Consider the following 20,558-nt stretch of genomic DNA (forward strand, 5'->3'; position numbering starts at 1 on the left):
CACGGTCCGGCGGCTGTGCGGCACCACACCGGGAATCTCGCCGCGCACAGGCAGACTTGGCCCATGCTGCATCTGCGGATAATGTCGCCCGCCGAGCTGACCGCCGACGTGGTGGGGATCCTGGAATCCGACCGGGCCGTCAGCGGGCTGGCGGTGCTGCGCGGCAGCGCGGTGCGGCCCGTGGGCGATATGGTGCTGGCCGACCTGGCCCGGGAGGCGGCCAACGATGTCCTGGAGCGATTGCGCGCGACCGGGCTGCACCATCGCGGAAGTATCGAGGTGCAACCGGTGCCCACGTGGATATCGCTGGCCGGATATCACGCCGAACTACGCACCCCTGGATACAGTGCCGATTCGGTGATCTGGGCCGATGTCACCCAACGGTCCTACGAGGACACCGAACTCAACTGGACCTACCTGAGTTTCATGACGCTGGCGACGGTGCTCGCGGGTATCGCGATCGTGGTGGATTCCCAGATCCTGATCATCGGCGCGATGGTGCTGGGCCCGGAGTTCGGGGCGATCGCCGCGCTGGGAGTAGCGCTGGTGCGGCGCAGGTTCGCGCTGCTGGGGCGGGCGGTGCTCACCCTGGCACTGGGTTTCCTGGCCGCCATCACGATCGCCTTCGCACTGGCGCTGGCGGGTCGGCTGCTGGGCTGGATCACCGTGGACGCGATAACCGGCGACCGCCCCGAAACGGCCTTCGTCTACACCCCGGACAGATGGTCGTTCATCGTCGCGCTGATCGCGGCGGCGGCCGGGGTGCTCTCGCTGACCTCGTCGAAAGCGGGGGCGCTGGTGGGTGTGTTCATTTCGGTCACCACCGTGCCCGCTGCCGGCAATATCGCCCTGGGGCTGGCTTTCGGCGTGAGTAGCGCGGTCCGGGGCAGCGCACTGCAGCTGGTGGTGAACCTGGCGGGGATGGCGCTGGCGGGCTGGGCGACCCTCGCGCTGCAGGACGCGGTGTGGTCGCGGGTTTCGCTGCGCCGAGCCCGCAGAGCGCCACGGGTCCGGCGTCGCATGCTCTAATCCGCCGGCCCGGCGGCCACCGATTCCGGTAACGCGGCCATGAACCAGTCGAGTATCTCCTCGCCCGCGCGAATCCCCTCGGCCACGGTGACCGTCAGGTTCGGCCGGCGCCAGCCGAGTTCTTCGAGTTCACCGTGGCGCGGCCGGATGGCGCGATCGGCCGCGCTCAGCATTTCCCCGTCCAGGGCACCGTCTCCGGCGGCGAGTACGGGTGCCTCCGGTTCCAGCCGGTCGGCCGCGACGAGCCGGTCACGGACCTCGGCCACCGCCCGGCTCTTGCAGACCGCCGCGGGCATGGTGTAGATCTTGCGCCCCTGGCGGGAGACGGACCAGCCGCGGGCGCGGCACCAGCTGTCCCATTCGGCGAGGAAGTCCGGTGGGGTCGCGGCGAGGTCCACCACGAGATAGCAGAAGATATCGTCCGCGGAGCGGAATTTGAGCACCCAGGATTCGTCGATCCGGCCACGCAGAGCGGCGGAGACCTCCGCGAGGGTGGCGCCGCCCGCCCGGACCGCCGCGTCGATGGCCCGGCGCCAGTTCGCGTCGGGTACCCCGTCCACCAGGATATTGCCGCCGTTGCTGGTCACCGCGTACGGCCACGGGGCACCCGGCAACCGGATCCGCCCGAACTGTTCGATGGTGCGCGTAGTGGTGGGCAGGACAGCCGCCGCTGCTGTGAGTTCCCGCATCCGCTCGGCTGCCGCGACGGTCATATAGGACAGCGGTGCCCCGTCGAGATACTCGACGCATAGTGTGGCCTCGGCGGCCGGACCGTGTCCGACCGTATCGGCGATCCCCGGGCCCACGGTCGCCGCGATGTCGTGGGTGTCCGCGGCCGTGGCCGCGGCGGCGTCTACGGCGTTACGGGAGTAGATCATGGTGCGATCCAGATCCGTGGCCACCAGTAACGGTCTCGGGGCGGACATCTAGCGCGTCACCTCTTTGATCAGGCCCATACACGAATAGGCAAGGTCCGGCACGACCTCCACGGGCACCCCGCGGGCCTGCGCCAGCAACCGGATGTGCGCGTGCTCGCGGGCGTCGCTCTCCCGGACCAGCACCCGCCACGGAACCCGTCGCAACAACACCCGGGTGGTTTCCCCCACCCCGGGTTTCACGAAGTTCACGCCGGCGATCCCGTACTCGGCCCGCACTCGTTCCACCGAGGCCCATCCGGCCCAGGTGGGGGTGCGGTCGGCGGCCTGTAGTGCCGCCACCTGAGCGCTCACCCGGGAGCGCACGGTGTCGAAGGCCGCGGTGACGGTATCGATGAGCCGGGCGGAGACATCGTCGGCGGCGAGTTCGGCATAGAACTTGGCACCGTGGAAATCGTTCGGCCCGATCAGTTCCCGGTTGAGTACCGTCCGCGAGACCAGACCGGACACCGTGGAATTGAGGCAGGCCGAGGCGATCAGGAAATCGTCGCGGGTGCCGTAGGTGCGGACGCACTGCCCGGGATCGGCGAGCACGGCGAGGTCGTCGTGGAACCGTGCGCCACCGGCCGCGTAATAGGCGTCCAGCGCCGCGGTCAGTTCCCGGGTGATGGCGCCCTTACCGGTCCAGCCGTCCACGAACACAACCGAACCGGGATCGTGCCGGCGGGACAGATAATCCAAGGCCACCGTGTCGATCCCGCGGTCGCGCACGATCGATACCGCGTAGTGCGGAACGGCCAGCCCCGGGCGCGAGCCGTGCGCGGTGGCGAGCCAGCGGCGGATCAGGATACCGATGGGAGTACCGGCGCGGGCCAGCGAAGCCAGCACGATATCGGTACCGCGTTCGGCGACCACCAGCTCGGCCACGGTCCCCACCGCCAGCGCCAAGCGCTGCGCGCTTTCGGCCAGTACCTGTTCGAACAGCTCCCGATACGCGATATCGGGCTGGTATTCGATCGGCAGCGATTCGGCGTAATGCGCGATACCGGCCTGGATCCGCTGCTCGCGGAGGGTGATATCGGCCTCGAGTTCCACCTCGGACAGGTCCTTCAGCAGCCAGGCCACGTCCTCCGGGGCGTAGGAACCGAATCCGGGACCGTACAGGGGTCGCGGCTCGACGGGCGCGGCCGCACGGACAGCGGCCAGGGTCCGCGGGTCCGCTTCCGCGAACATCGTCACCAGCACATCGGAACCGGCGGCGGTGAGCACGTCCACGAGGCCACCGGGGGCGTACAGCTCCGTGCTGTCGGCCGGGCCGTCGGCCACGAACACCAGTACCGGGTCGAGCTGTTCGTCCGCACCGGGCCAGGCGGCGTTGTAGAGGTAACGCGGCTGCTCTTCACCCGGTTCGGGTGCCACGAAACGGAAACCACGCCGCAGCGGGTAGCCGGGTTCGTCCAGTACATACGCCGGGGACCGGGTGGTGGTCTGGTAGCGGACCGGGATATCGGCCTCGGCCAGTGCCACCGCCAGGCACAGCGGCAGATACATCAGTTCTTCGTGGGCCACTACGATCACCGGCCGGCCGGGGAACTCGGTGGCCAGCTGATCCCGCAGCACCTTCGCCGCGGCGCCCGTGGCCTGTTCGAAGCCTGCCCGGTCGGCACGCAGGAACCCGTGCCGTCCACCTTCGGGCACATCCTCCGGCCAGGGCAGATCCAGCCGTAGCGCCGAGCCGCGGCGGCCCGCGACCGGGTTGAGCCCGGCCTCCGGAAGCTCGAGTACCGCCTCGGTCAGCCCCTCGGGCAGGACCGTACTACCCGTGGCCAGGCAGACGGTATCGATACGCGCGCCCAATTCGGCGGCCGCCGCGGCGAACCGGTTCCGGTCGGTATCGGTGCGCATATCGACCAGAGCGGCCAGAACGTAGTGATCGCGCGGCTCGAATTCGTGCAGGGCCCTGACCGCGTCGAGAGCCGTATCGCCCGTGGAGATCTCGTCGTCCACCAGCACCAGTGGCAGTCCGGGGATGAAGACATCACCGGGCATCGGCTGCAGCAGATGCGAAGTGGCGTGCGAATGCCCCTCCTCGAAACCGGTCAGTGTCACGGCTGCCGGTACCGCCCGGCGGGTGGAGTGCAGATAGCAGGCGGCATCGATCCGCGTCGCCACACAGTGCCCCAGCCCTGTCGCGGTCTCGGCGAAACCCAGTACCACCGCGTCTTGTTCGCCGAGTACGGCACGTACCAGATCGCCCAGCCGATCGCCGGCATCACGGACCACCAGCGGGTCGGTCGGTAGGTGTTTACCCAGCACGGTGGACACCAGCAGATGCGCGCGACGCGGATTCTTCCGCAGGCCGGGCTGCAGCAGATCGGTGATCGCCGGTTCGTCCGGCAGCGAATCGGGCGTGTTTCCGTGCCGGAAGGTTGTGTGGTGCAGCAGTTCGATACCGAGGGTGCGGGTCGCCCGGCAGGACTGTCCGCCGCTAGCCGAACTCATACCGTGACCAGCGCCGATAGCAGATCCACGAAGGACACCCCTTTCTTCGCCACCCCGAAGACGCGGGCCCGGGCGAGTATGTGCCGGGCCCAGCTGCGGTGCGGCCGCATCTCGTTCATCTTGTTCCGGTAACCCGACGCGGCCACCCCGCCGACCTCGACCTGCAATATGTCGAGGGCATCGCAGTATTCCTCGTGCGTCACCACCGACAGGGCGTGTACCGCCGCCACATGGGACGGGTGGATCACCGTTTTGCCCTGGATACCGTTGGCACGGTCCAGGGTGATCTCCCGCAGCAGGCCGTCGAGGTCCCGGCTCACCAGATAGCTGCGGAACGGTACGGCGTCCGATTCCTCGAACGGCGCGGTGCGCAGCAGCGGCCGGAACATCCGCTCGTGATCGGCGAAGTACTCCCAGACCGGGCCGGTGATCACGAAACCCGTACCGTCGGCGCGGCCCAGGTAGTTGACGATATCGGCGATCACATCGGCGATGACCCGCACATCGTAGATGGTCAGGTCGCGGTCGCGGCGGATACCGAAGGTGGCGCACATATCGGTCGCGCCGATCCGTACCGCCAGGATGCGTTCCCGGTGCTCGGCCAGCAGCGCGGCGATCTGGGCGAGTTCGGAATCCCGGGTCTGCCGGTGCACCAGCGCCGCCGACTCCAGTACCGGCATCCCGTAGAGCGGACGGCTCGCGCCTGTGGCGGCGGTGGCCAGCGCGGCCAGGTATTTCGGTGCCGAGGCGCTGTCGAATTTGGGGAAGACGAAACCGGTCAGTGCCCGGATGCCCGCGCCGAGCTGGTCCAGCAGTTCGGGAACGGTATCGGCATCGCGGACACGGACGAACAGCATCGGGTTCGGGTCCGGGCGGGCCGCCAGCTCGTCGAGGGTACGCACCGCCTGCCGCTTCGCTGCCGCCACCTCGTGATCGGCCACCGCATCCTCGAGATCGATGACCATCGAGCAGACTCCCTTGTCGGCCCGGCGGACGATGGTGGCCGTCAGATCGGTCCGGGTGGCCGGTACGTAGAGGGTGGCGCCCAGTGCCACCGCCAGTGTCTCGCGATCGGCGTGGTCGTCGAACGGCTCCGGTTGCCGGTGGAAAAGTGCTCTGGCGTCCGGTCCCTGCAACTGCCGGAAATGCCGGCGCGGTACCCGCTTGTGCAGGGATATCTCCTGCCGGACGGCCATGCCTGCGGTCATCTAACCCCCGTCTCGTCCTCGTCGTTGTCCCGATTGTCTGCGCATCCGCTCCACCACACCGGCGATGAAATCGGCGATGGTGTCCAGTTCCTTCACATACGCCCAATAGTCGGGATGGCGCCCGGAAAGAGATGCGGTGATCCTGTCGAGGCGTTCGACCTGAGCGTCCAGTACCGAACCCCATTCCGGAACCAGCCCGCGGGTGACGGCGAGCAGCTGCGCGTCCCGGAGCCGGAATCGTACGGCCTCGGCTCGTTCACGCGGATCGTCGCGGACCGCCCGTAACTCGGTCAGCCGTTTGGTGACAGCGTCGACCAGTTGTTCGGCGTCGGCGAGATGGCCGCGCGCGGTGGTGGTCAGGTCAAGGGCCAGCTCCGGGTTGTGCTCGGCCGCCGCGGCCCGCGCCCCGGCCAGGGCCTCGTCCGCGGCGGCGATATGACGCTCGCTTGTGCGCTCATTGTCGGCCAGATCCGCCGAACTCGCAGCATTGAACTCGCGGAGGAGAGCCGAATACGCCGGGCCTGTCCGCTCGGCCCGGGTACGGACTGCCGCGATACGGGTGGTGACCGAGGCGATGGCCTTACGCGCATCGCCCGCGCGAGATGGCGCCTGAGCCAACGATTCCGACAAATCGGCCGTAACGGCGGCCAAGTGGTTCGCCGCCGTGCGGACCCGTCCCCGCTCATCCGCGGGCACCGCCTCCAGTGTGACGATTGCCTCATCCACAGCGGCAGCGGAGCGGCGCACGGAGGGATATCCGGCGTACTCGGATTCGGCCGCCTGTCCGCGCACCCGCGCCGCCTCGGCGGTGACGTGCGCGACCAGTTCGGGTACGGCCCGGCGCAGCGCGATCGCCTCTTCGAGCGCGACCCGGTTCCCGTGATAGAACCGGTCGACCTCCTGGGCGGCCGCCGCCAGCTGCCGGACCGCCGCGTCCACATACTGCTGCCGGTCCCGGGTACGTACCCCGGTCTGCTCCGCCCGATCGATTTCAGCGGTCAGCGCGAGATACCGCTCCGCGGCGGCATAGCAGGCGTCACGCACCGGCACCCACCGGCGTCCCAGCCCGCGTTCCGGGAAGATCTCCTCGGAGGCGATGGTCGCCGCGTCGGCGGCCGACTGCCGCCGGTCCATGTCCAGGAACGCAGTCGTCAATGCCGACCGTGCTTGTTCGAACCACGGATCCTCCCCCGACCGGAACCATCCACGCCTGCGGCCTGCCACAGACCCGATGGTATGAGATCCGCGCTACTCCATGCCCGGAGGCGGCGGTGAGACCGGCCGGCCCCGAGCCGGTGGACGGCCCTACGGCTGCGGCCGAATACGTGGCGCGGCAGGCGAACCGGCCCGCCGGACCGCCCGGACGAACCTCGAGGTTGTCCGAGTTTCTACGCAAGTTCACCGAAACGCACTACTGTCGTATTCCGTACCCGGCGATTACGGACATGCTGGGAATCACAGACGACTACGAAAGGGAATCCCGCATGGGTGTCAGTTTGTCCAAGGGCGGCAACGTCTCGCTGAGCAAGGCGGCTCCGGGCCTCACCTCGGTCGCGGTCGGCCTCGGCTGGGACGTGCGTACCACCACGGGCACCGATTTCGACCTGGACGCCAGCGCGATCGCCACCGGAGCCGATAAGAAAGTCGTCTCCGACCAGCACTTCGTGTTCTTCAACAACCTCAAGTCCCCCGAGGGCACCATCGAACACGTCGGTGACAACACCACCGGTGAGGGCGAGGGCGACGACGAGGTCATCAACGTCGATCTGGCGAACACCCCGCCGACCATCGAGAGCATCTTCTTCCCGGTCTCGATCTACGAGGCCGACAGCCGGCAGCAGTCGTTCGGTCAGGTGCGCAACGCCTACATCCGCGTGGTGAACCGCGCCAACGGCGAGGAGCTGGCCCGTTACGACCTGTCCGAGGACGCCTCCACCGAAACCGCCATGGTCTTCGGTGAGCTGTACCGCAACGGTGCCGAGTGGAAGTTCCGCGCCATCGGCCAGGGCTACGCGTCCGGCCTGGCCGGTATCGCTCGCGACTACGGCGTCAACGTCTGAGCCGCCCCTGCGGGTAGCGTGAGGGGGTCCGGCAACGGGCCCCCTCATTTACGACCTTCCCGCGAGGTGCGAGGGGACAAATTGGACAAATAGGCAGCCGACGGCAACGCTGGTGACGACCGGTCGCCGATGCCGCCGACCAGGTTCTCGTTCAGGCCGGGATACCGACCGCAGTCCGGCCACCGCACACGAAAGGTCCCAGCGTGGTCCTGCGCATATTCGGTTTCTCCTTAGTCGTCACGGTGCTGTCGCTGGGGGTGGCGTTCCTCTACGGCGGCCCGACGGCCCTGGCACTGTGCCTCATCCTCGGCATCCTCGAGGTGTCGCTGTCGTTCGACAACGCTGTCATCAACGCCACCATCTTGGAAAAGATGAGCGAGTTCTGGCAGAAGATCTTCCTCACCATCGGCATCCTGATCGCGGTGTTCGGTATGCGGCTGGTCTTCCCGCTGGCCATCGTATGGATCACCGCGGGACTCAACCCCGTCGAAGCCTTCGACCTGGCCCTCAACCCGCCGGCGAACAACGCGGCCCACTTCCCCGACGGTAGCCCCAGCTACGAGACCCTGCTCACCGACGCCCACCCGCAGATCGCGGCGTTCGGCGGCATGTTCCTGGCGATGCTGTTCCTGAACTTCGTCCTCGAGGATCGGGAGATCACCTGGCTGTCCTGGGTGGAACGGCCGCTGGCCAAGGCCGGCAAGCTGGACATGATGTCGGTGGTCGTGGCCGGGCTCGGCCTGGTGCTGGCCGCGGAGTTCCTCGCCCACGAGGACGACCGCTCCACCGTGCTGCTGGCCGGCCTGCTCGGCATGATCATCTACATCGCCGTCGACGGTCTGGGTTCGATGTTCCACGCCGAGGAAGTCGCCGAAAACGCGACCGGTCCGTCCGAGCTGGCCAAGGCCACCGGTAAGGCCGGGTTCTTCCTGTTCCTCTACCTCGAAGTCCTGGACGCCTCGTTCTCCTTCGACGGCGTGATCGGCGCGTTCGCCATCACCGCGGACCCGATCATCATCGCGCTGGGCCTGGGCCTGATCGGCGCCATGTTCGTCCGGTCGATCACCGTCTACCTGGTGCGCAAGGGCACATTGAACGAATACGTGTTTCTCGAGCACGGCGCCCACTGGGCGATCGGCGCCCTGGCCCTGATCCTGTTGATCACGGTCGGCGATATCCACGTTCCCGAACTCGTCACCGGTCTCATCGGTATCGCGTTCATCGGCGCCGCGGTGCTCTCCAGCATCCGGCGCAACCGCAAGGAGAGCGACCCGCAGACCCCCGCCACCTCGGAACCCACCCCGGTGGGCTGACCACGGAGTTTCGCCGGACAAGCCGCGGGACGGACCATCGGGTCCGTCCCGCGGCTTATTCGTCTGCGCGGACGGCGACTCCGTCCGGGCTCCCGGCCCTTCATCGCCGTCGGCGCCGGTCCCGGAACGGCGCTCGCGCCGATCAGAACTCCTCGTCGAAGCGGGCCCGGGCATATTCGACGGCGGGCAGAGTGGTGGTGGCCCAGCGCAGGAGTGCGTCGATGAGATCCTGCAGCGATCTTCCCAGCGGCGTGATCCGGTACTCGACGGATACAGGTCGCGTACTCGTGACGATGCGCTCGACCATCCCGTTGCGTTCCAGGCGCCGAAGTGCGGCCGTGAGCGACTTCTGCGTCACGACCGGGATCGCCCGGCGGAGTTCGTTGAAGCGCAGCGGCCCTTCACACAGTGAGTCGAGGATTTGCAGCGACCACTTGTCGAGTACTTGGTCGAGCAGCTCACGGTGCTTCTCCGTGAGCTGAGGGCTATCCGAACCAGGTGCGGCGGTTTCCTGCATGACACCTAGTCTCGTTGAAGTTCCCTCGGAGTACCAGGTAGACATCGGATACCTACTCTCCCGGTGAAAGGGACATCCATGACAGTGCAGCTGCTGACCCCGGAAGGCATGTTCGCTCCGGTTCCGTACCATCACGTCTCGATCAGCACGGGCACTCGCCAGGTACACGTGGCCGGCCAGATCGCACGGGACGCCGAGGGGAAGCCCGTCGCCCCCGGCGACCTCGCCGGACAGGTCGCGCATGCGCTGCGCAATACGGCCCGCGGCCTGGCCGGCGCCGGAGCGAGCTTCGCCGATGTCGTACGCCTGCGGTTCTTCGTCACACACTGGACCCCCGACAAATACGACGATTTCCTCGCGGGTATCGAGCGCGTCGCGGAAGAACTCGGGATACCGCGACCGTTACCGCCGCTGTCGGCGATAGGCGTCGACTACCTGTTCGAACCCGATGTGCTCGTCGAAGTCGAGGCATACGCTGTGCTCGACTGAGGGCCGCGCCGCCATCCGGTGGGGAGATCTCGCCGCCGGATATTCGATTGTCCGGTGGGACAGGCTGTGGCACCACGGCCGAGACACTGCGGGCGGCTCTCACCGACCTCGTCACCGATACCGGGGTCGCTCGGCGATCGGCACGGCTACGCGCCGAGGCACGAGCCGAGGGCGGCACCGCACGGGCCGCGGACCTGATCGAGAACATGCTGGGCTGAACTATTCGCCGCTTCGGTACCGGCCGTCGGCAGCCGCGGTGAGCCGGTCGGCCAGGGCGCGCACGGCATCGTTGAGTATGTCGGGATACTCGACGACGAACGGTCGATTCAGGCCGGCGAGGACCGGAGGAATCCAATCGAGTTCTTCGGCCCGGATACGGACTCGAACCCACGGACCGGAGTCCAGCGGTGGTGAGTCGATCTCGTGCACGGTCGCGATCGTGGCGGGGACCAGCGAACGGATCTGGGCGGGGGTGCCCTGGACTCGGATCGACACGTTGTGCCGGTAGGACGCCGTGGCGAATGCGGACAGCAGGTGAGCGGCGGGCTCGAACCCGGCGGGCGGGGTGAACGTCGCGGGCCGGGTGGTCACCGCGGTGATGCGGTCCAACCGGAACCGGCGTATCTCGTCACTGCGGCTGTCCAGCCCTGTCAGGTACCACCGGCCGGAGTGGGCGACGAGTCCGTACGGGTGCACAGTCCGTTCGCTGTGGCGCCCGGTGCGGTCGGTGTAGTCGATGGTTACCGGGCGGTGCTCGCGGGTGGCATCGGCGATCCGGAGGAGGACGGCGGTCTCGACGGGGGCGTCGGAACGCGCGTCGGCAGTGAATTCGGCCGTATCGATCAGCGCGGCGAGCCGGGCCGCGAGGCGCGCGGGCAGAACACGGCGGAGTTTGGCTGCCGCGCTGTCGGCGGCATGGACAGCCGCCGTCGACCAGCCGGCGCCGCGGCTGGTGAGGAGCCCGAATGCCACGGCCACCGCCTCGTCCTCGGTCAGCATCAGCGGCGGCATCCGGTACCCGGGCGCGAGCCGGTACCCCCCGTAGCGGCCCCGCACCGACCGGACCGGGATATCCAGGTCGATGAGATGAGCGACGTAGCGCCTGATGGTGCGCTCATCGACGCCGAGCCGTCCGGCGAGTTCGCCGACGGTATGGGTGCCGCCGGCCTGCAACAGTTCGAGCAGTGCCAGCACTCGGGCAGTGGGGCGCGTCATCTCCGAAATTCTCGCATCGATACCGGGCGGAAACTGTCCGGTATCAGATCTAGGGTCGCCGGTGGCGGCGTAGCCACCACCTCATCGACAGGACCAGGAGCACACCATGAAACTCGTCTCGACCCGTCTGATCACCGACGACATCCAACGGATGGTCGACTTCTACCAGCACGTAACCGGTGTCGAGGCGGCCTGGGCCACCCCGGATTTCGCCGAAATCGTCACACCGGCAGGCACGCTGGCCCTCGGAAGCACCCGCACCGTGGCGCTGTTCGCGGCCGGTAGCGCCCGACCGGCCGACAACCACACCGCGATCATCGAATTCCTCGTCCCCGACGTCGATGCCGACTATCGGCGGTTACGGGACACGGTCGAGGATTTCATCAACCAGCCCACCACGATGCCGTGGGGAAACCGGTCCCTGCTGTTCCGCGACCCGGACGGCAATCCGGTCAACCTCTTCACCCCGGTCACCACGCAGGCGGTCGCGAAATACGCCGGTTGATATCCGCTCGATGGAGCGCGGAACCTCGGAATCGGGGCGCTTCCCTCCTATCACCGCCGAACATTCCGGGATTCCGTCACGAGTTCTGCGCCCCTACAGCCGGCCGCCACCGCCTGCGCCGGCGCGGACGGCCGGCGCGCGGTTGTGCCGTACCGCGGAGCGGCGCAGCCTTTCACATACGGCGTGCAGCGCCCGCTACCCGGGCCCCGAGTGCCGCGAGGTCGGGTGTGATCACTTCTTCTCGCAGGTCAATACATGAGATGTGACCGCGCCTTCGCCGGTGAGCCGTTCCTCATCGACCACCGTCAAACCTGCCGCCGCGAGGTGGCCGGTGATTTCCGCGATCGGGCGGAGCAGGAAGCGGTTCTCGGTGAAGGGCATTCGCGCCATCGCCGCCGGGTCACCGATGCCGAGGACCAGACGACCAGAGGGCCGCAGTACCCGGGCGACTTCGGTGAATGCCGCGGTGAGGTCCTCGATGAAGTACACGGTGTTGGTACTGATCACCGCATCCACCGTCGCCGCGGTGAGGGGCAGGTCGTGCATGGCGGCGTTGTGCAGTCGCAGCCGGTCGTTGCCGATCTCGTGGCGGTAGCGGCGGTGTGCCTGGTGGATCATGGTGGGGGAGATCTCCACGCCGTGGACGGTGCCGGTTGCGCCGACCCGGTCCAACAGCAGGCCCAGGCCTACTCCACCCCCGAAGCCGATATCGACGGCCGTGGCGCCTCGGGCCGGGTCCGCGGCGGCGACGGCCGCTGCCACGAGAGCGCGGTTGCCGCGGTTGAGTATCCGGCCGACGAGACGTCCGACCATACCGTCCGGTCGTCCGAGCTGGGTCCCTATCACGTCCCACAGACGTCCTGCTATCGGCGTTTTCACAACTCGTTCACCTCATTCGACGGGGGCCGGACCGAGCGCGCGGCAGCACTGTTTCGATCACCGCGCGTGCCGGGTACGCCTGTTCGCCGGCTCGGACTGCGCGATCTCAGCCACGAGCCATATCGACGAAGCGCGACAGATGGAGCTGGTGGGCCACCGTGATGGTCGCCGTGGGCCCGTTACGGTGCTTGCCGACGATGAGGTCCGCTTCACCACCGCGCGGGTCGTCGCGTTCGAAAGCATCCGGCCGGTGCAGCAGGATGACCATATCCGCGTCCTGTTCGAGCGAACCCGATTCGCGCAGGTCGGAGACTTGCGGCCGCTTATCGGTGCGTTGCTCCGGGCCACGGTTGAGCTGACTGATGGCGACCACGGGAACTTCCAGTTCCTTGGCCAGCAGCTTCAGATTTCGCGAGAAATCCGACACCTCCTGCTGACGTGATTCGACCTTCTTACCGGAGGTCATCAGCTGGAGGTAATCCACCACAACCAATTTCAGATCGTGACGCTGTTTCAGCCGCCGCGCCTTGGCGCGGATCTCCATCATGGTGAGGTTCGGCGAATCGTCCACGAACAGCGGTGCTTCGCTGATCTCGCTCATCCGCCGTGCCAGTTTCGTCCAGTCGTCGTCGCTCATCCGCCCGGACCGCATATCACCGAGTTTGATCTTCGCCTCGGCCGAGAGCAGGCGCATCACGATCTCGGTCCGGCTCATCTCCAGCGAGAAGATAACGCTGGCCAGCCCGTGCCGAATCGAGGCACTGCGCATGAAATCCATTCCGAGCGTGGAGTTATGGGTCGGGATCATCGAACGGCCGGCCAGATACATATGGGCACTGTTGTCGACCTCGACGCACCGGACGGGAACGGATTCGATCCGGCGGACGTCGACGATGAACCGGGAACCGGCCCCACTGGTGCCGCGGGCCGTCCGGCGCTCCTTGTGCAGAAGCGCCTTCCGGTACGAACCGAACACCTCGTCATCCGTGGCGAAGGTGAGCGTGCAGGCGACCGATCGTTCCCGCGTACGTCCGGGTACGGCTTCGGTCGAGACACCACAGCGGTACCCCAGACCGGCGACGAGTTCGCGAACATCCGCGAAGAGGCGCTCGTCGGTCACGGAGAACCGAACGGACCCGTCGGCGGCCACGGTGCCGTCGGTATCGAGCAACCCGGCGAGCAGTGCCCGGCGCTGCGCTTCCGAAGCGCGCAGGTATTCGACGGGAATATGTTTGTTCCCGAGCACGCCGATAGTGCGTAGCCGCGCCGCTACGCCGCCGGACCCGTCGTCCGGCAACCGCAGGTGATGGCGCGACTTCGCCGAAGGGGAGGCAACAGCGACGATGCCCTCGCCTTCGATACGGGCGATGATCTCGGGATCGGCCGTGGTCATCCGAGCGGCCGCGGCGTCCCCGCCCCCCAGCCAGGCACCGAGCGTGTAGGGCGGGACGAGCAGAGCACGTGCGGGCAGTTCCAGGGGCCGGGTGTTCGCCACCGAGTGGTCGACCCGGCGATCGGTGGGGGCGCGGCGCAAGGTGGCCGCTATCTCCCCGGTGGTGCGGATGGCGGCGGAAGCCTTCCGGCCGCGGTAGCGGTTGTCTCCGGTGGTGTCGTGTTGCGCGGACCGCCGCGAAGCCCCGGTCTCGGTGAGCCACTGATGCTGTTCGTCGGCGACGACGACGGTGCCGTCGCAGAATTCGACCTCGTAACACGGGCGGCCCATCAGCACGCCGGTTGCCGCCACGATCCTGGTGGGCAAGCCGTCGGCACCGATGAGACGGTCCCCGACCCGCACCTCGCCCATAGTGGTCCAACCGTCCGGCGTGGGGAGCGGAGTATCCAGGGCCAGCGCCTTACCGACACCCGGCCGGGCGGCGACGATGATCATCTGACCGGGATGCAGGCCGTTGGTGAGTTCGTCGAGTTCGGAGAATCCGGTCGGTACCCCGAGCGAGATTCCGCCGCGGGAAGCGATGGAGTCGATCTCGTCCATCGTGGGCTGGAGGAGATCTTCCAGCGGGAGGAAATCCTCGGAGGTCCGGCGTTCGGTGACCTCGTAGACCTCGGCCTGGGCCCGGTCGACCACCTCGGCGACGTCCTGACCGTCGGCGCCGGCGTAGCCGTACTGGACGATGCGGGTGCCGGCTTCCACCAGCCTGCGCAGAATCGCTTTCTCGGCGACGATCTCGGCGTAGTAACCGGCGTTGGCGGCGGTGGGGACCGTCTGAGTGAGGGTGACCAGGTAGGGGGCACCACCGATGCGCTTCAGTTCACCGCTGCGGTCGAGGCCGGCGGCAACCGTGACCGGATCGGCGGGTTCGCCCCGGCCGTACAGATCGAGGATCGCATCGTAGATGGCCTGGTGCGCGGGGCGGTAGAAATCGCCGGAGCGCAGCACTTCGACGACATCGGCGATGGCATCCTTGCTGAGCAGCATGCCGCCGAGCACCGACTGTTCGGCCGCCATATCGTGTGGCGGCTGCCGCCCGAAGTCCTCGCCGGGCGGTTCCGGTGGGAAATCCGTATGCCCGCGGTCATCGACGACTGCCATCCGAATCGACCGTCCTCTCCTCAGCGACCGGACGCATCCTTCGACGACCGGTCTACCCCAGGGGTCCGACAGGTTCGCCCACGGCAGGGGAGCGCCGGTGACCTGAGGCCGGACATCCCAGCTATCGCCTGGACAGGCCCGATTCGCCGTGGACGGCAGGGTATCGCCGAAGGTGCTGCGATGAACCTAGGCGAGGTTCTATCCACATGCCAAACAGAGCTGTGCACAGACCTGTGGATAACCTGGGGATAGTTCACCCCTGGTTGTGCACAACTTGTGGACAACTTGGGGAAAATGCAGGTCAGAGCCAGAAAATCCCCAGCTAGATCGTGGTTTCCCCCATCAACACAGTGTGGATAAACAAAGTATCGGCGTGTCGGCGTTGTTGAACATCCGGGCGTGTTGGGTTGACGAACAGGCGAACGGATATGAGCTACGTCACAATACGTCCGGTTGGTTTTGTGAATAATCCACAGGGTCCACCCTTTGCGAACAGGGCACACACAGCGGAACACACGCTCGCGGCACATAGGCCGCCGAGCGACTTCGACTCGAAGCCAGCTAATATCTGGCTAACTCGGGTAGATAGGCCTCACATCCCGGGGAGCACGGTCGTGTGGACGCTCGTGCTCCCCGGGGCGGAGGAGTATCACCACCGGCTATCAGCCGGCGGCAACGACCTCCAGGGCCAGCTTCGCGGCGACATCCGGGTGCAGGTGCACGGTGACCTGGTGCTTACCCGTGGCCTTGATATGCGCCTTCGGCAGCTCGATGCTGCGCTTGTCCACCACCGGGCCCCCGGCCGACTTGATCGCGGCCGCGATATCGGACTGGGTGACCGAACCGAACAGTTTCCCGGAGCCCGCGGTCTTGACCGACAGCGACACACCTTCGAGGCCCTCGATGGCCTGCTTCAGTTCGTTGGCGTGGCCGAGATCGCGCACACGCCGCGCTTCCTGCGCCCGTCGGATGCCCTCGACCTGCTTCTGCGCACCACGGGTGGCGACGATCGCCAGCCCACGGGGCAGCAGGTAGTTACGACCGTAGCCGTCCTTGACCTCAACGGTGTCGCCGGGAGCGCCGAGGTTGTCCACATCGGCAGTCAGGATGAGCTTCATTTGCTTGACCGACCTTTCTCAGCGAGCCGTCGAAACGTAGGGCAGCAGCGCCATCTCACGCGAGTTCTTCACCGCGATGGCGATATCGCGCTGGTGCTGCACGCAGTTGCCGGTGACCCGGCGGGCCCGGATCTTGCCCCGCTCACTGACGTACTTACGCAACAGCGGAGCGTCCTTGTAGTCGATCTGGACGGGTCCGGACTTGCTTTCCTTGCAGAAGGTGCAAGCCTTCTTCTTGAGCACCTTTTCGCGCGCCGGTGCCTTGGCCATTTTCGTTCACTCCGTATTCTTGGTGGCCCGCCGACGCGGGCCGATGCGGGCCGTCTCAGAACGGCGGTTCATCGTCCATCCGGCCGCCCCCGAAGGAGCCGGCCGCGGGCGCGCTACCCCACGGATCATCCGCAGCGCCCTGATTGGAACGTCCACCGCCGCTGTTACCGGCGTTGTAGTTTCCACCACCGCCGCCATTGGAACCGAATCCGCCGCCACCACCCCGGCTGGTCTTGTTGACCTTGGCCGTCGCGTAACGCAGCGAGGGACCGACCTCGTCGACCTCCAGCTCGACGACCGTACGCTTCTCACCCTCGCGGGTTTCATAGGAGCGCTGCTTGAGCCGTCCACTGACGATCACTCGGGATCCCCTGGTCAGGCTTTCGGCAACATTCTCCGCGGCCTCGCGCCAGATATTGCAGCGCAGGAACAGCGCCTCGCCGTCTTTCCACTCGTTGGTATTACGGTCGAAAATGCGCGGGGTGGAGGCCACGGTGAAATTCGCCACCGCGGCGCCCGCGGGCGTGAATCGAAGCTCGGGATCGGCCGTCAGATTGCCGATGACCGTGATAACCGTATCGCCTGCTGCCATGGGGGTTCCTCCTGCTCGGTGTGCAGTCCGGGTGCACTCGCCTGTTGCGCTAGAGCCTAGAGACAGACTCCGACGAAACGGCGGTACCGCCGGAACTACTTGTCGTTGCGCAGAACCTTGGTGCGCAGCACCTGCTCGTTGAGGCCCAGCTGGCGGTCGAGTTCGCTCACCGTGGCGGGCTCGGCGGTCAGATCGATCACCGCGTAGATGCCTTCGGCCTGTTTGCGAATTTCGTAGGCGAGGCGCTTACGGCCCCAGATATCGACCTTGTCGATCTTGCCGCCTTCGGTGCGGACGACACCGAGCATATTTTCCAGAGACGGCCCGACGGTGCGCTCGTCCATGCTCGGATCGAGGATGACCATCACTTCGTAATGACGCACGAACCAATCACCTCCTGTGGTCTGGGGTCGGCCACGGACGGTCCGTGGCAGGAGGTCGTCGCGTCAGCAACCGGGCAAGAGTACCTGAGCGGGTGGGTATCGGCGAAATCGATCTTCTACACCGGATCGGGCATACCCCGGGGAATTTCCCACTTCGGCGGACATCGAATTTCCGAAATGCACGCGACCGCGCCCACCTGCCGATTCCGCGATCTTTCGGCCGCTCGGCGGCATACCACAGGTAAGCCTGACGCGACGACGGACACTAAGGTATCGGTATGTCGATCGGACCGGCGGCGAGCGCGTTCGCGGGCGGTCGCGTTCCGCGGGCCACGGCCGCTGCGTCGGTTGTTCTGCTGTGCGGTACGACCCTGGCGGTGGCGTTCCTCAACAAGGCGAGATGCGCCGGGGCCCCATTTCGTTCGGACGGGCGCAGTGTCGCCTTCGATCAGGTCAAGGACGCTCACGTCTGCTACTCCGATATCCAGTTCCTCTGGCTGGGGCGGGATATCGATCAGCATATTTTTCCTTACGTGCACGGCGGGATCACCCCGGACGGCACCCTGATCGGCGGTGCCGTCGAATACCCGGTACTGAGTGGTCTGCTCATGTGGCTGGGGGCGCTGGGGGCGCACAACGACGCGATGTTCCTGTTGCAATCGGCCCTGCTGCTGACCCCTTTCGCGCTGCTGACCGCCTGGTTGCTGGCCCGGCTGGCGGGCCGGGCGGCTCTGCTGTGGGCGGCGGGCCCGCCGCTGGTGCTGTACGCATTCCACAACTGGGAACTGCCGGTGGTGTTCACGACGGTGGCGGCCGCGGCGGTGATGGCCTCGGCTCGCCGGCCACTGCGCACGCGCGGCATGCTGGCGGCCGCCCTGCTCGGGCTCGGTTTCTGTTTCAAGATCTATCCGGCGATCTTCGTCATGCCGCTGATGCTCTATGTGCTGACCGGCGGAGAGCGGTCCGGAGCGGAGATCCGGACCCGGCTGGATGTGCGGGGTGCCCTGCAGACGGGTGCCGCGGCGCTGGGCACGGTACTGGCGGTGAATCTGCCCTTCGCGATCGCCGGATTCGACGGCTGGCGGGCATCGATCGAATTCCAGCAGCAGCGGCAGGCCGATATCACCACCAATTCGATCTGGTTCTGGGGCCTGCGGCCCCTCTTCGGCACCGATGCGGTGGGCAACGCCGCGTTCGCCGATACCGTATCGATCGCTTCGCCGGCGCTCATCGTCGCCGCGTTCGTGGTGGCGCTGGGGATCGGCTGGCGCCGGTATACGGAGTCGGGGGTGTTCCCGTGGCTCGGGGTCAGCGGGGCGATGCTGTGCGGCTTCCTGCTCTTCCACAAGGTGCACTCACCGCAGTACACGCTGTGGCTCGTTCCGTTCCTCGCCCTGCTGGCGGTGCCGTGGCCGGTGATCTGGAGCTATCTCGTCGCCGATATCGCGATCGGAGTCGGGGTGTTCCGCTACTTCTACGCCATGGGCAGCGGGCATGCGGTGGAACTGATGGAGGCGGTGGTGCGGTTCGGCGTATGGGGTCGAGCCACGCTGCTGGTGCTGCTGTTCACGATATTCCTGAAAGTTCCGGTGCGGCTCCCGCACCGCCCGGTCGAACGGACCGCGGTACCGGGCGTCGACACGGCCGGGACCGCCCCGCTCAAATGAACCCTCTCCAACAAAACTAGAACGTGTTACATTCAAGGTATGGCACCTGTCGGGTTCATGCGCCTACCCGCTCCCACCTGCGGTACGCGGCGTATTCGGGTCGACTCGGCGCCAGCGGCCGGATCAGCCGCCGCGCGGCAATTATGTAACTTGTTCCAGGCATAGGGAGACCAGCACCGCCATGCGTACCGATATCTGTGACCGGCTGGGGATCGAGTTCCCCATCTTCGCCTTCACCCACTGCCGCGACGTGGCGGCAGCGGTCAGCAACGCCGGCGGTCTCGGCGTCCTCGGCGCGGTCGGCTTCACCGCCGAACAGCTGGAGGTCGAACTGGCCTGGCTGGACGAACACGTCGGCGACAACCCCTACGGTGTCGACCTGGTGATCCCGTCCAAGTACGAGGGCAAAGGCATCGACGGGCTCTCCCCCGAACAGCTCGAAGCCGAACTCGCCAAACACGTGCCGCAGGGGCACCGTGATTTCGCCGAAAAGATCCTCGCCGACCACGGCGTACCGAAGCTGCCCGAGGAAGAGGTACACCCGCAGCTGCTCGGCTGGACCGCGACCACGGCCGCGCCGCAGGTCGAGGTGATCCTGAATCACCCGAAAGCCAAGCTGGTCGCGAACGCCCTCGGCACCCCGCCGCCGGAATTCGTCTCCCAGATCCAGGAGTCGGGCCGGCTCATCGGCGCCCTCTGCGGATCGGTCAAACACGCCCTGAACCACAAGGACGCCGGACTGGACTTCGTCGTATGCCAGGGCACCGAGGGCGGCGGCCACTGCGGTGAGGTCTCCTCGCTGGTGCTGTGGCCGCAGGTGATCGACGCCGTGGGTGATCTGCCGGTGCTCGCGGCCGGCGGTATCGGCGACGGACGCCAGGTCGCGGCGGCCATGGCGATGGGCGCCGCGGGTGCCTGGACGGGCTCCATCTGGCTGACGGTGGAAGAGGCGAATGTGCCTCCCGCACAGATGAAGACCTATATCGATGCCACCAGCCACGACACCATCCGCTCCCGGGCCTGGACCGGAAAGCCGGCCCGTATGCTGCGCAACGACTGGACCGACGCCTGGGAAGCGGCCGACACCCCGGACCCGCTGCCCATGCCGCTGCAGATGATGGTGGCGCTGGACGGCGTGAAACGCGGCCACCGCTATCCGGAGGCGGCCAAGGACGTCAACTTCAACCCGGTCGGTCAGGTGGTCGGCATGATGACCAAGATGGAACGCTCCGCCGATGTGGTCAACCGGCTCATCGAGGAATACGTCAATGCGTGCGAACGGCTGAACAAACTCAACGGATCGCTGTAATCCGGGTGTACTCCCACCGGCGCGGAGTCCGACCGGACGAACCGGATTCCGCGCCGACGGGCCGGGCGCCTCGTGC

The 20,558-nt window shown here is 67.0% G+C and carries 20 protein-coding genes; 8 read left to right on the top strand and 12 right to left on the bottom strand.

Annotated elements, in window-relative coordinates; all coding sequences use genetic code 11:
* The first annotated feature begins 63 nt into the window (after positions 1–63).
* The gene (locus ACYR7D_RS05305; protein WP_459548501.1) at positions 64–1,029 is read left to right on the top strand and encodes a DUF389 domain-containing protein; all 966 of its coding nucleotides are present in this window, start codon (positions 64–66) and stop codon (positions 1,027–1,029) included.
* On the opposite strand, the gene ACYR7D_RS05310 is transcribed toward ACYR7D_RS05305, so the two are convergent.
* The 4 genes from ACYR7D_RS05310 to ACYR7D_RS05325 are packed head-to-tail and all read right to left on the bottom strand — an operon-like array spanning position 1,026 to position 6,838.
* Complete coding sequence (locus ACYR7D_RS05310) at positions 1,026–1,955, bottom strand: HAD family hydrolase (RefSeq protein ID WP_459548502.1); 930 nt, start codon at positions 1,953–1,955, stop codon at positions 1,026–1,028. The genes ACYR7D_RS05305 and ACYR7D_RS05310 overlap by 4 nt on opposite strands.
* Positions 1,956–4,406, bottom strand: a complete 2,451-nt coding sequence (locus tag ACYR7D_RS05315) for a phosphoribosyltransferase (protein ID WP_459548503.1) — start codon at positions 4,404–4,406, stop codon at positions 1,956–1,958.
* A complete protein-coding gene (locus tag ACYR7D_RS05320) occupies positions 4,403–5,614 on the bottom strand; it encodes an HpcH/HpaI aldolase/citrate lyase family protein (RefSeq protein ID WP_459548504.1) in 1,212 nt (403 codons plus the stop codon). The genes ACYR7D_RS05315 and ACYR7D_RS05320 overlap by 4 nt, the downstream gene beginning before the upstream one ends.
* On the bottom strand, positions 5,615–6,838 hold the full coding sequence (locus ACYR7D_RS05325) for a hypothetical protein (protein ID WP_459548505.1): 1,224 nt from the start codon (positions 6,836–6,838) through the stop codon (positions 5,615–5,617). It abuts the gene before it with no gap.
* Positions 6,839–7,098: 260 nt separating this feature from the next.
* On the opposite strand from ACYR7D_RS05325, the gene ACYR7D_RS05330 reads away from it, so the two are divergent.
* The gene (locus ACYR7D_RS05330; RefSeq protein WP_459550034.1) at positions 7,099–7,674 is read left to right on the top strand and encodes a TerD family protein; all 576 of its coding nucleotides are present in this window, start codon (positions 7,099–7,101) and stop codon (positions 7,672–7,674) included.
* Positions 7,675–7,877: 203 nt separating this feature from the next.
* Complete coding sequence (locus ACYR7D_RS05335) at positions 7,878–8,987, top strand: DUF475 domain-containing protein (RefSeq protein WP_459548506.1); 1,110 nt, start codon at positions 7,878–7,880, stop codon at positions 8,985–8,987.
* A 142-nt stretch (positions 8,988–9,129) separates the two neighbouring features.
* Here ACYR7D_RS05335 and ACYR7D_RS05340 read toward each other — a convergent pair whose 3' ends face one another.
* Positions 9,130–9,504, bottom strand: a complete 375-nt coding sequence (locus tag ACYR7D_RS05340) for a winged helix-turn-helix transcriptional regulator (RefSeq protein WP_459548507.1) — start codon at positions 9,502–9,504, stop codon at positions 9,130–9,132.
* Between the two features lie 78 nt (positions 9,505–9,582).
* Here ACYR7D_RS05340 and ACYR7D_RS05345 point away from each other — a divergent pair, with 78 nt between their 5' ends.
* Together ACYR7D_RS05345 and ACYR7D_RS05350 are read left to right on the top strand one after the other, a co-directional pair.
* Positions 9,583–9,993 carry a RidA family protein gene (locus ACYR7D_RS05345; RefSeq protein WP_459548508.1) on the top strand — a complete coding sequence of 137 codons (411 nt, stop codon included), beginning with the start codon at positions 9,583–9,585 and terminating at the stop codon, positions 9,991–9,993.
* 47 nt (positions 9,994–10,040) lie between these two features.
* Entirely contained in the window at positions 10,041–10,211 is a 171-nt protein-coding gene (locus ACYR7D_RS05350; RefSeq protein ID WP_459548509.1) for a hypothetical protein, read from the top strand.
* A 1-nt stretch (position 10,212) separates the two neighbouring features.
* On the opposite strand, the gene ACYR7D_RS05355 is transcribed toward ACYR7D_RS05350, so the two are convergent.
* Positions 10,213–11,208 (bottom strand): helix-turn-helix transcriptional regulator, encoded by a 996-nt coding sequence (locus ACYR7D_RS05355; protein WP_459548510.1) that lies wholly within the window; start codon positions 11,206–11,208, stop codon positions 10,213–10,215.
* Positions 11,209–11,314: 106 nt separating this feature from the next.
* Here ACYR7D_RS05355 and ACYR7D_RS05360 point away from each other — a divergent pair, with 106 nt between their 5' ends.
* Positions 11,315–11,713, top strand: coding sequence for a VOC family protein (locus ACYR7D_RS05360; RefSeq protein WP_459548511.1), 399 nt, complete (start codon positions 11,315–11,317; stop codon positions 11,711–11,713).
* A gap of 231 nt (positions 11,714–11,944) precedes the next feature.
* Here the strand turns inward: ACYR7D_RS05360 and ACYR7D_RS05365 are convergent, their stop codons facing one another.
* The 6 genes from ACYR7D_RS05365 to rpsF all read right to left on the bottom strand — a co-directional run bounded on the left by ACYR7D_RS05365 (position 11,945) and on the right by rpsF (position 17,506).
* Positions 11,945–12,592, bottom strand: coding sequence for a class I SAM-dependent methyltransferase (locus ACYR7D_RS05365; protein WP_459548512.1), 648 nt, complete (start codon positions 12,590–12,592; stop codon positions 11,945–11,947).
* 106 nt (positions 12,593–12,698) lie between these two features.
* Complete coding sequence (gene dnaB / locus ACYR7D_RS05370; RefSeq protein ID WP_459548513.1) at positions 12,699–15,143, bottom strand: replicative DNA helicase; 2,445 nt, start codon at positions 15,141–15,143, stop codon at positions 12,699–12,701.
* Between the two features lie 662 nt (positions 15,144–15,805).
* Positions 15,806–16,261: a 50S ribosomal protein L9 gene (gene rplI / locus ACYR7D_RS05375; RefSeq protein ID WP_459548514.1), complete on the bottom strand. Its 456-nt coding sequence runs from the start codon at positions 16,259–16,261 to the stop codon at positions 15,806–15,808.
* 18 nt (positions 16,262–16,279) lie between these two features.
* Entirely contained in the window at positions 16,280–16,531 is a 252-nt protein-coding gene (rpsR, locus tag ACYR7D_RS05380) for a 30S ribosomal protein S18 (protein ID WP_459548515.1), read from the bottom strand.
* A gap of 55 nt (positions 16,532–16,586) precedes the next feature.
* Positions 16,587–17,123, bottom strand: a complete 537-nt coding sequence (locus tag ACYR7D_RS05385; protein WP_459548516.1) for a single-stranded DNA-binding protein — start codon at positions 17,121–17,123, stop codon at positions 16,587–16,589.
* 95 nt (positions 17,124–17,218) lie between these two features.
* Positions 17,219–17,506, bottom strand: a complete 288-nt coding sequence (rpsF, locus tag ACYR7D_RS05390) for a 30S ribosomal protein S6 (RefSeq protein WP_459548517.1) — start codon at positions 17,504–17,506, stop codon at positions 17,219–17,221.
* Between the two features lie 278 nt (positions 17,507–17,784).
* On the opposite strand from rpsF, the gene ACYR7D_RS05395 reads away from it, so the two are divergent.
* Together ACYR7D_RS05395 and ACYR7D_RS05400 are read left to right on the top strand one after the other, a co-directional pair.
* Positions 17,785–19,173: a glycosyltransferase family 87 protein gene (locus tag ACYR7D_RS05395; RefSeq protein WP_459548518.1), complete on the top strand. Its 1,389-nt coding sequence runs from the start codon at positions 17,785–17,787 to the stop codon at positions 19,171–19,173.
* A 181-nt stretch (positions 19,174–19,354) separates the two neighbouring features.
* Positions 19,355–20,482, top strand: coding sequence for an NAD(P)H-dependent flavin oxidoreductase (locus ACYR7D_RS05400; protein ID WP_459548519.1), 1,128 nt, complete (start codon positions 19,355–19,357; stop codon positions 20,480–20,482).
* Positions 20,483–20,558 lie beyond the last annotated feature (76 nt).

Source organism: Nocardia sp. X0981, assembly GCF_977089955.1.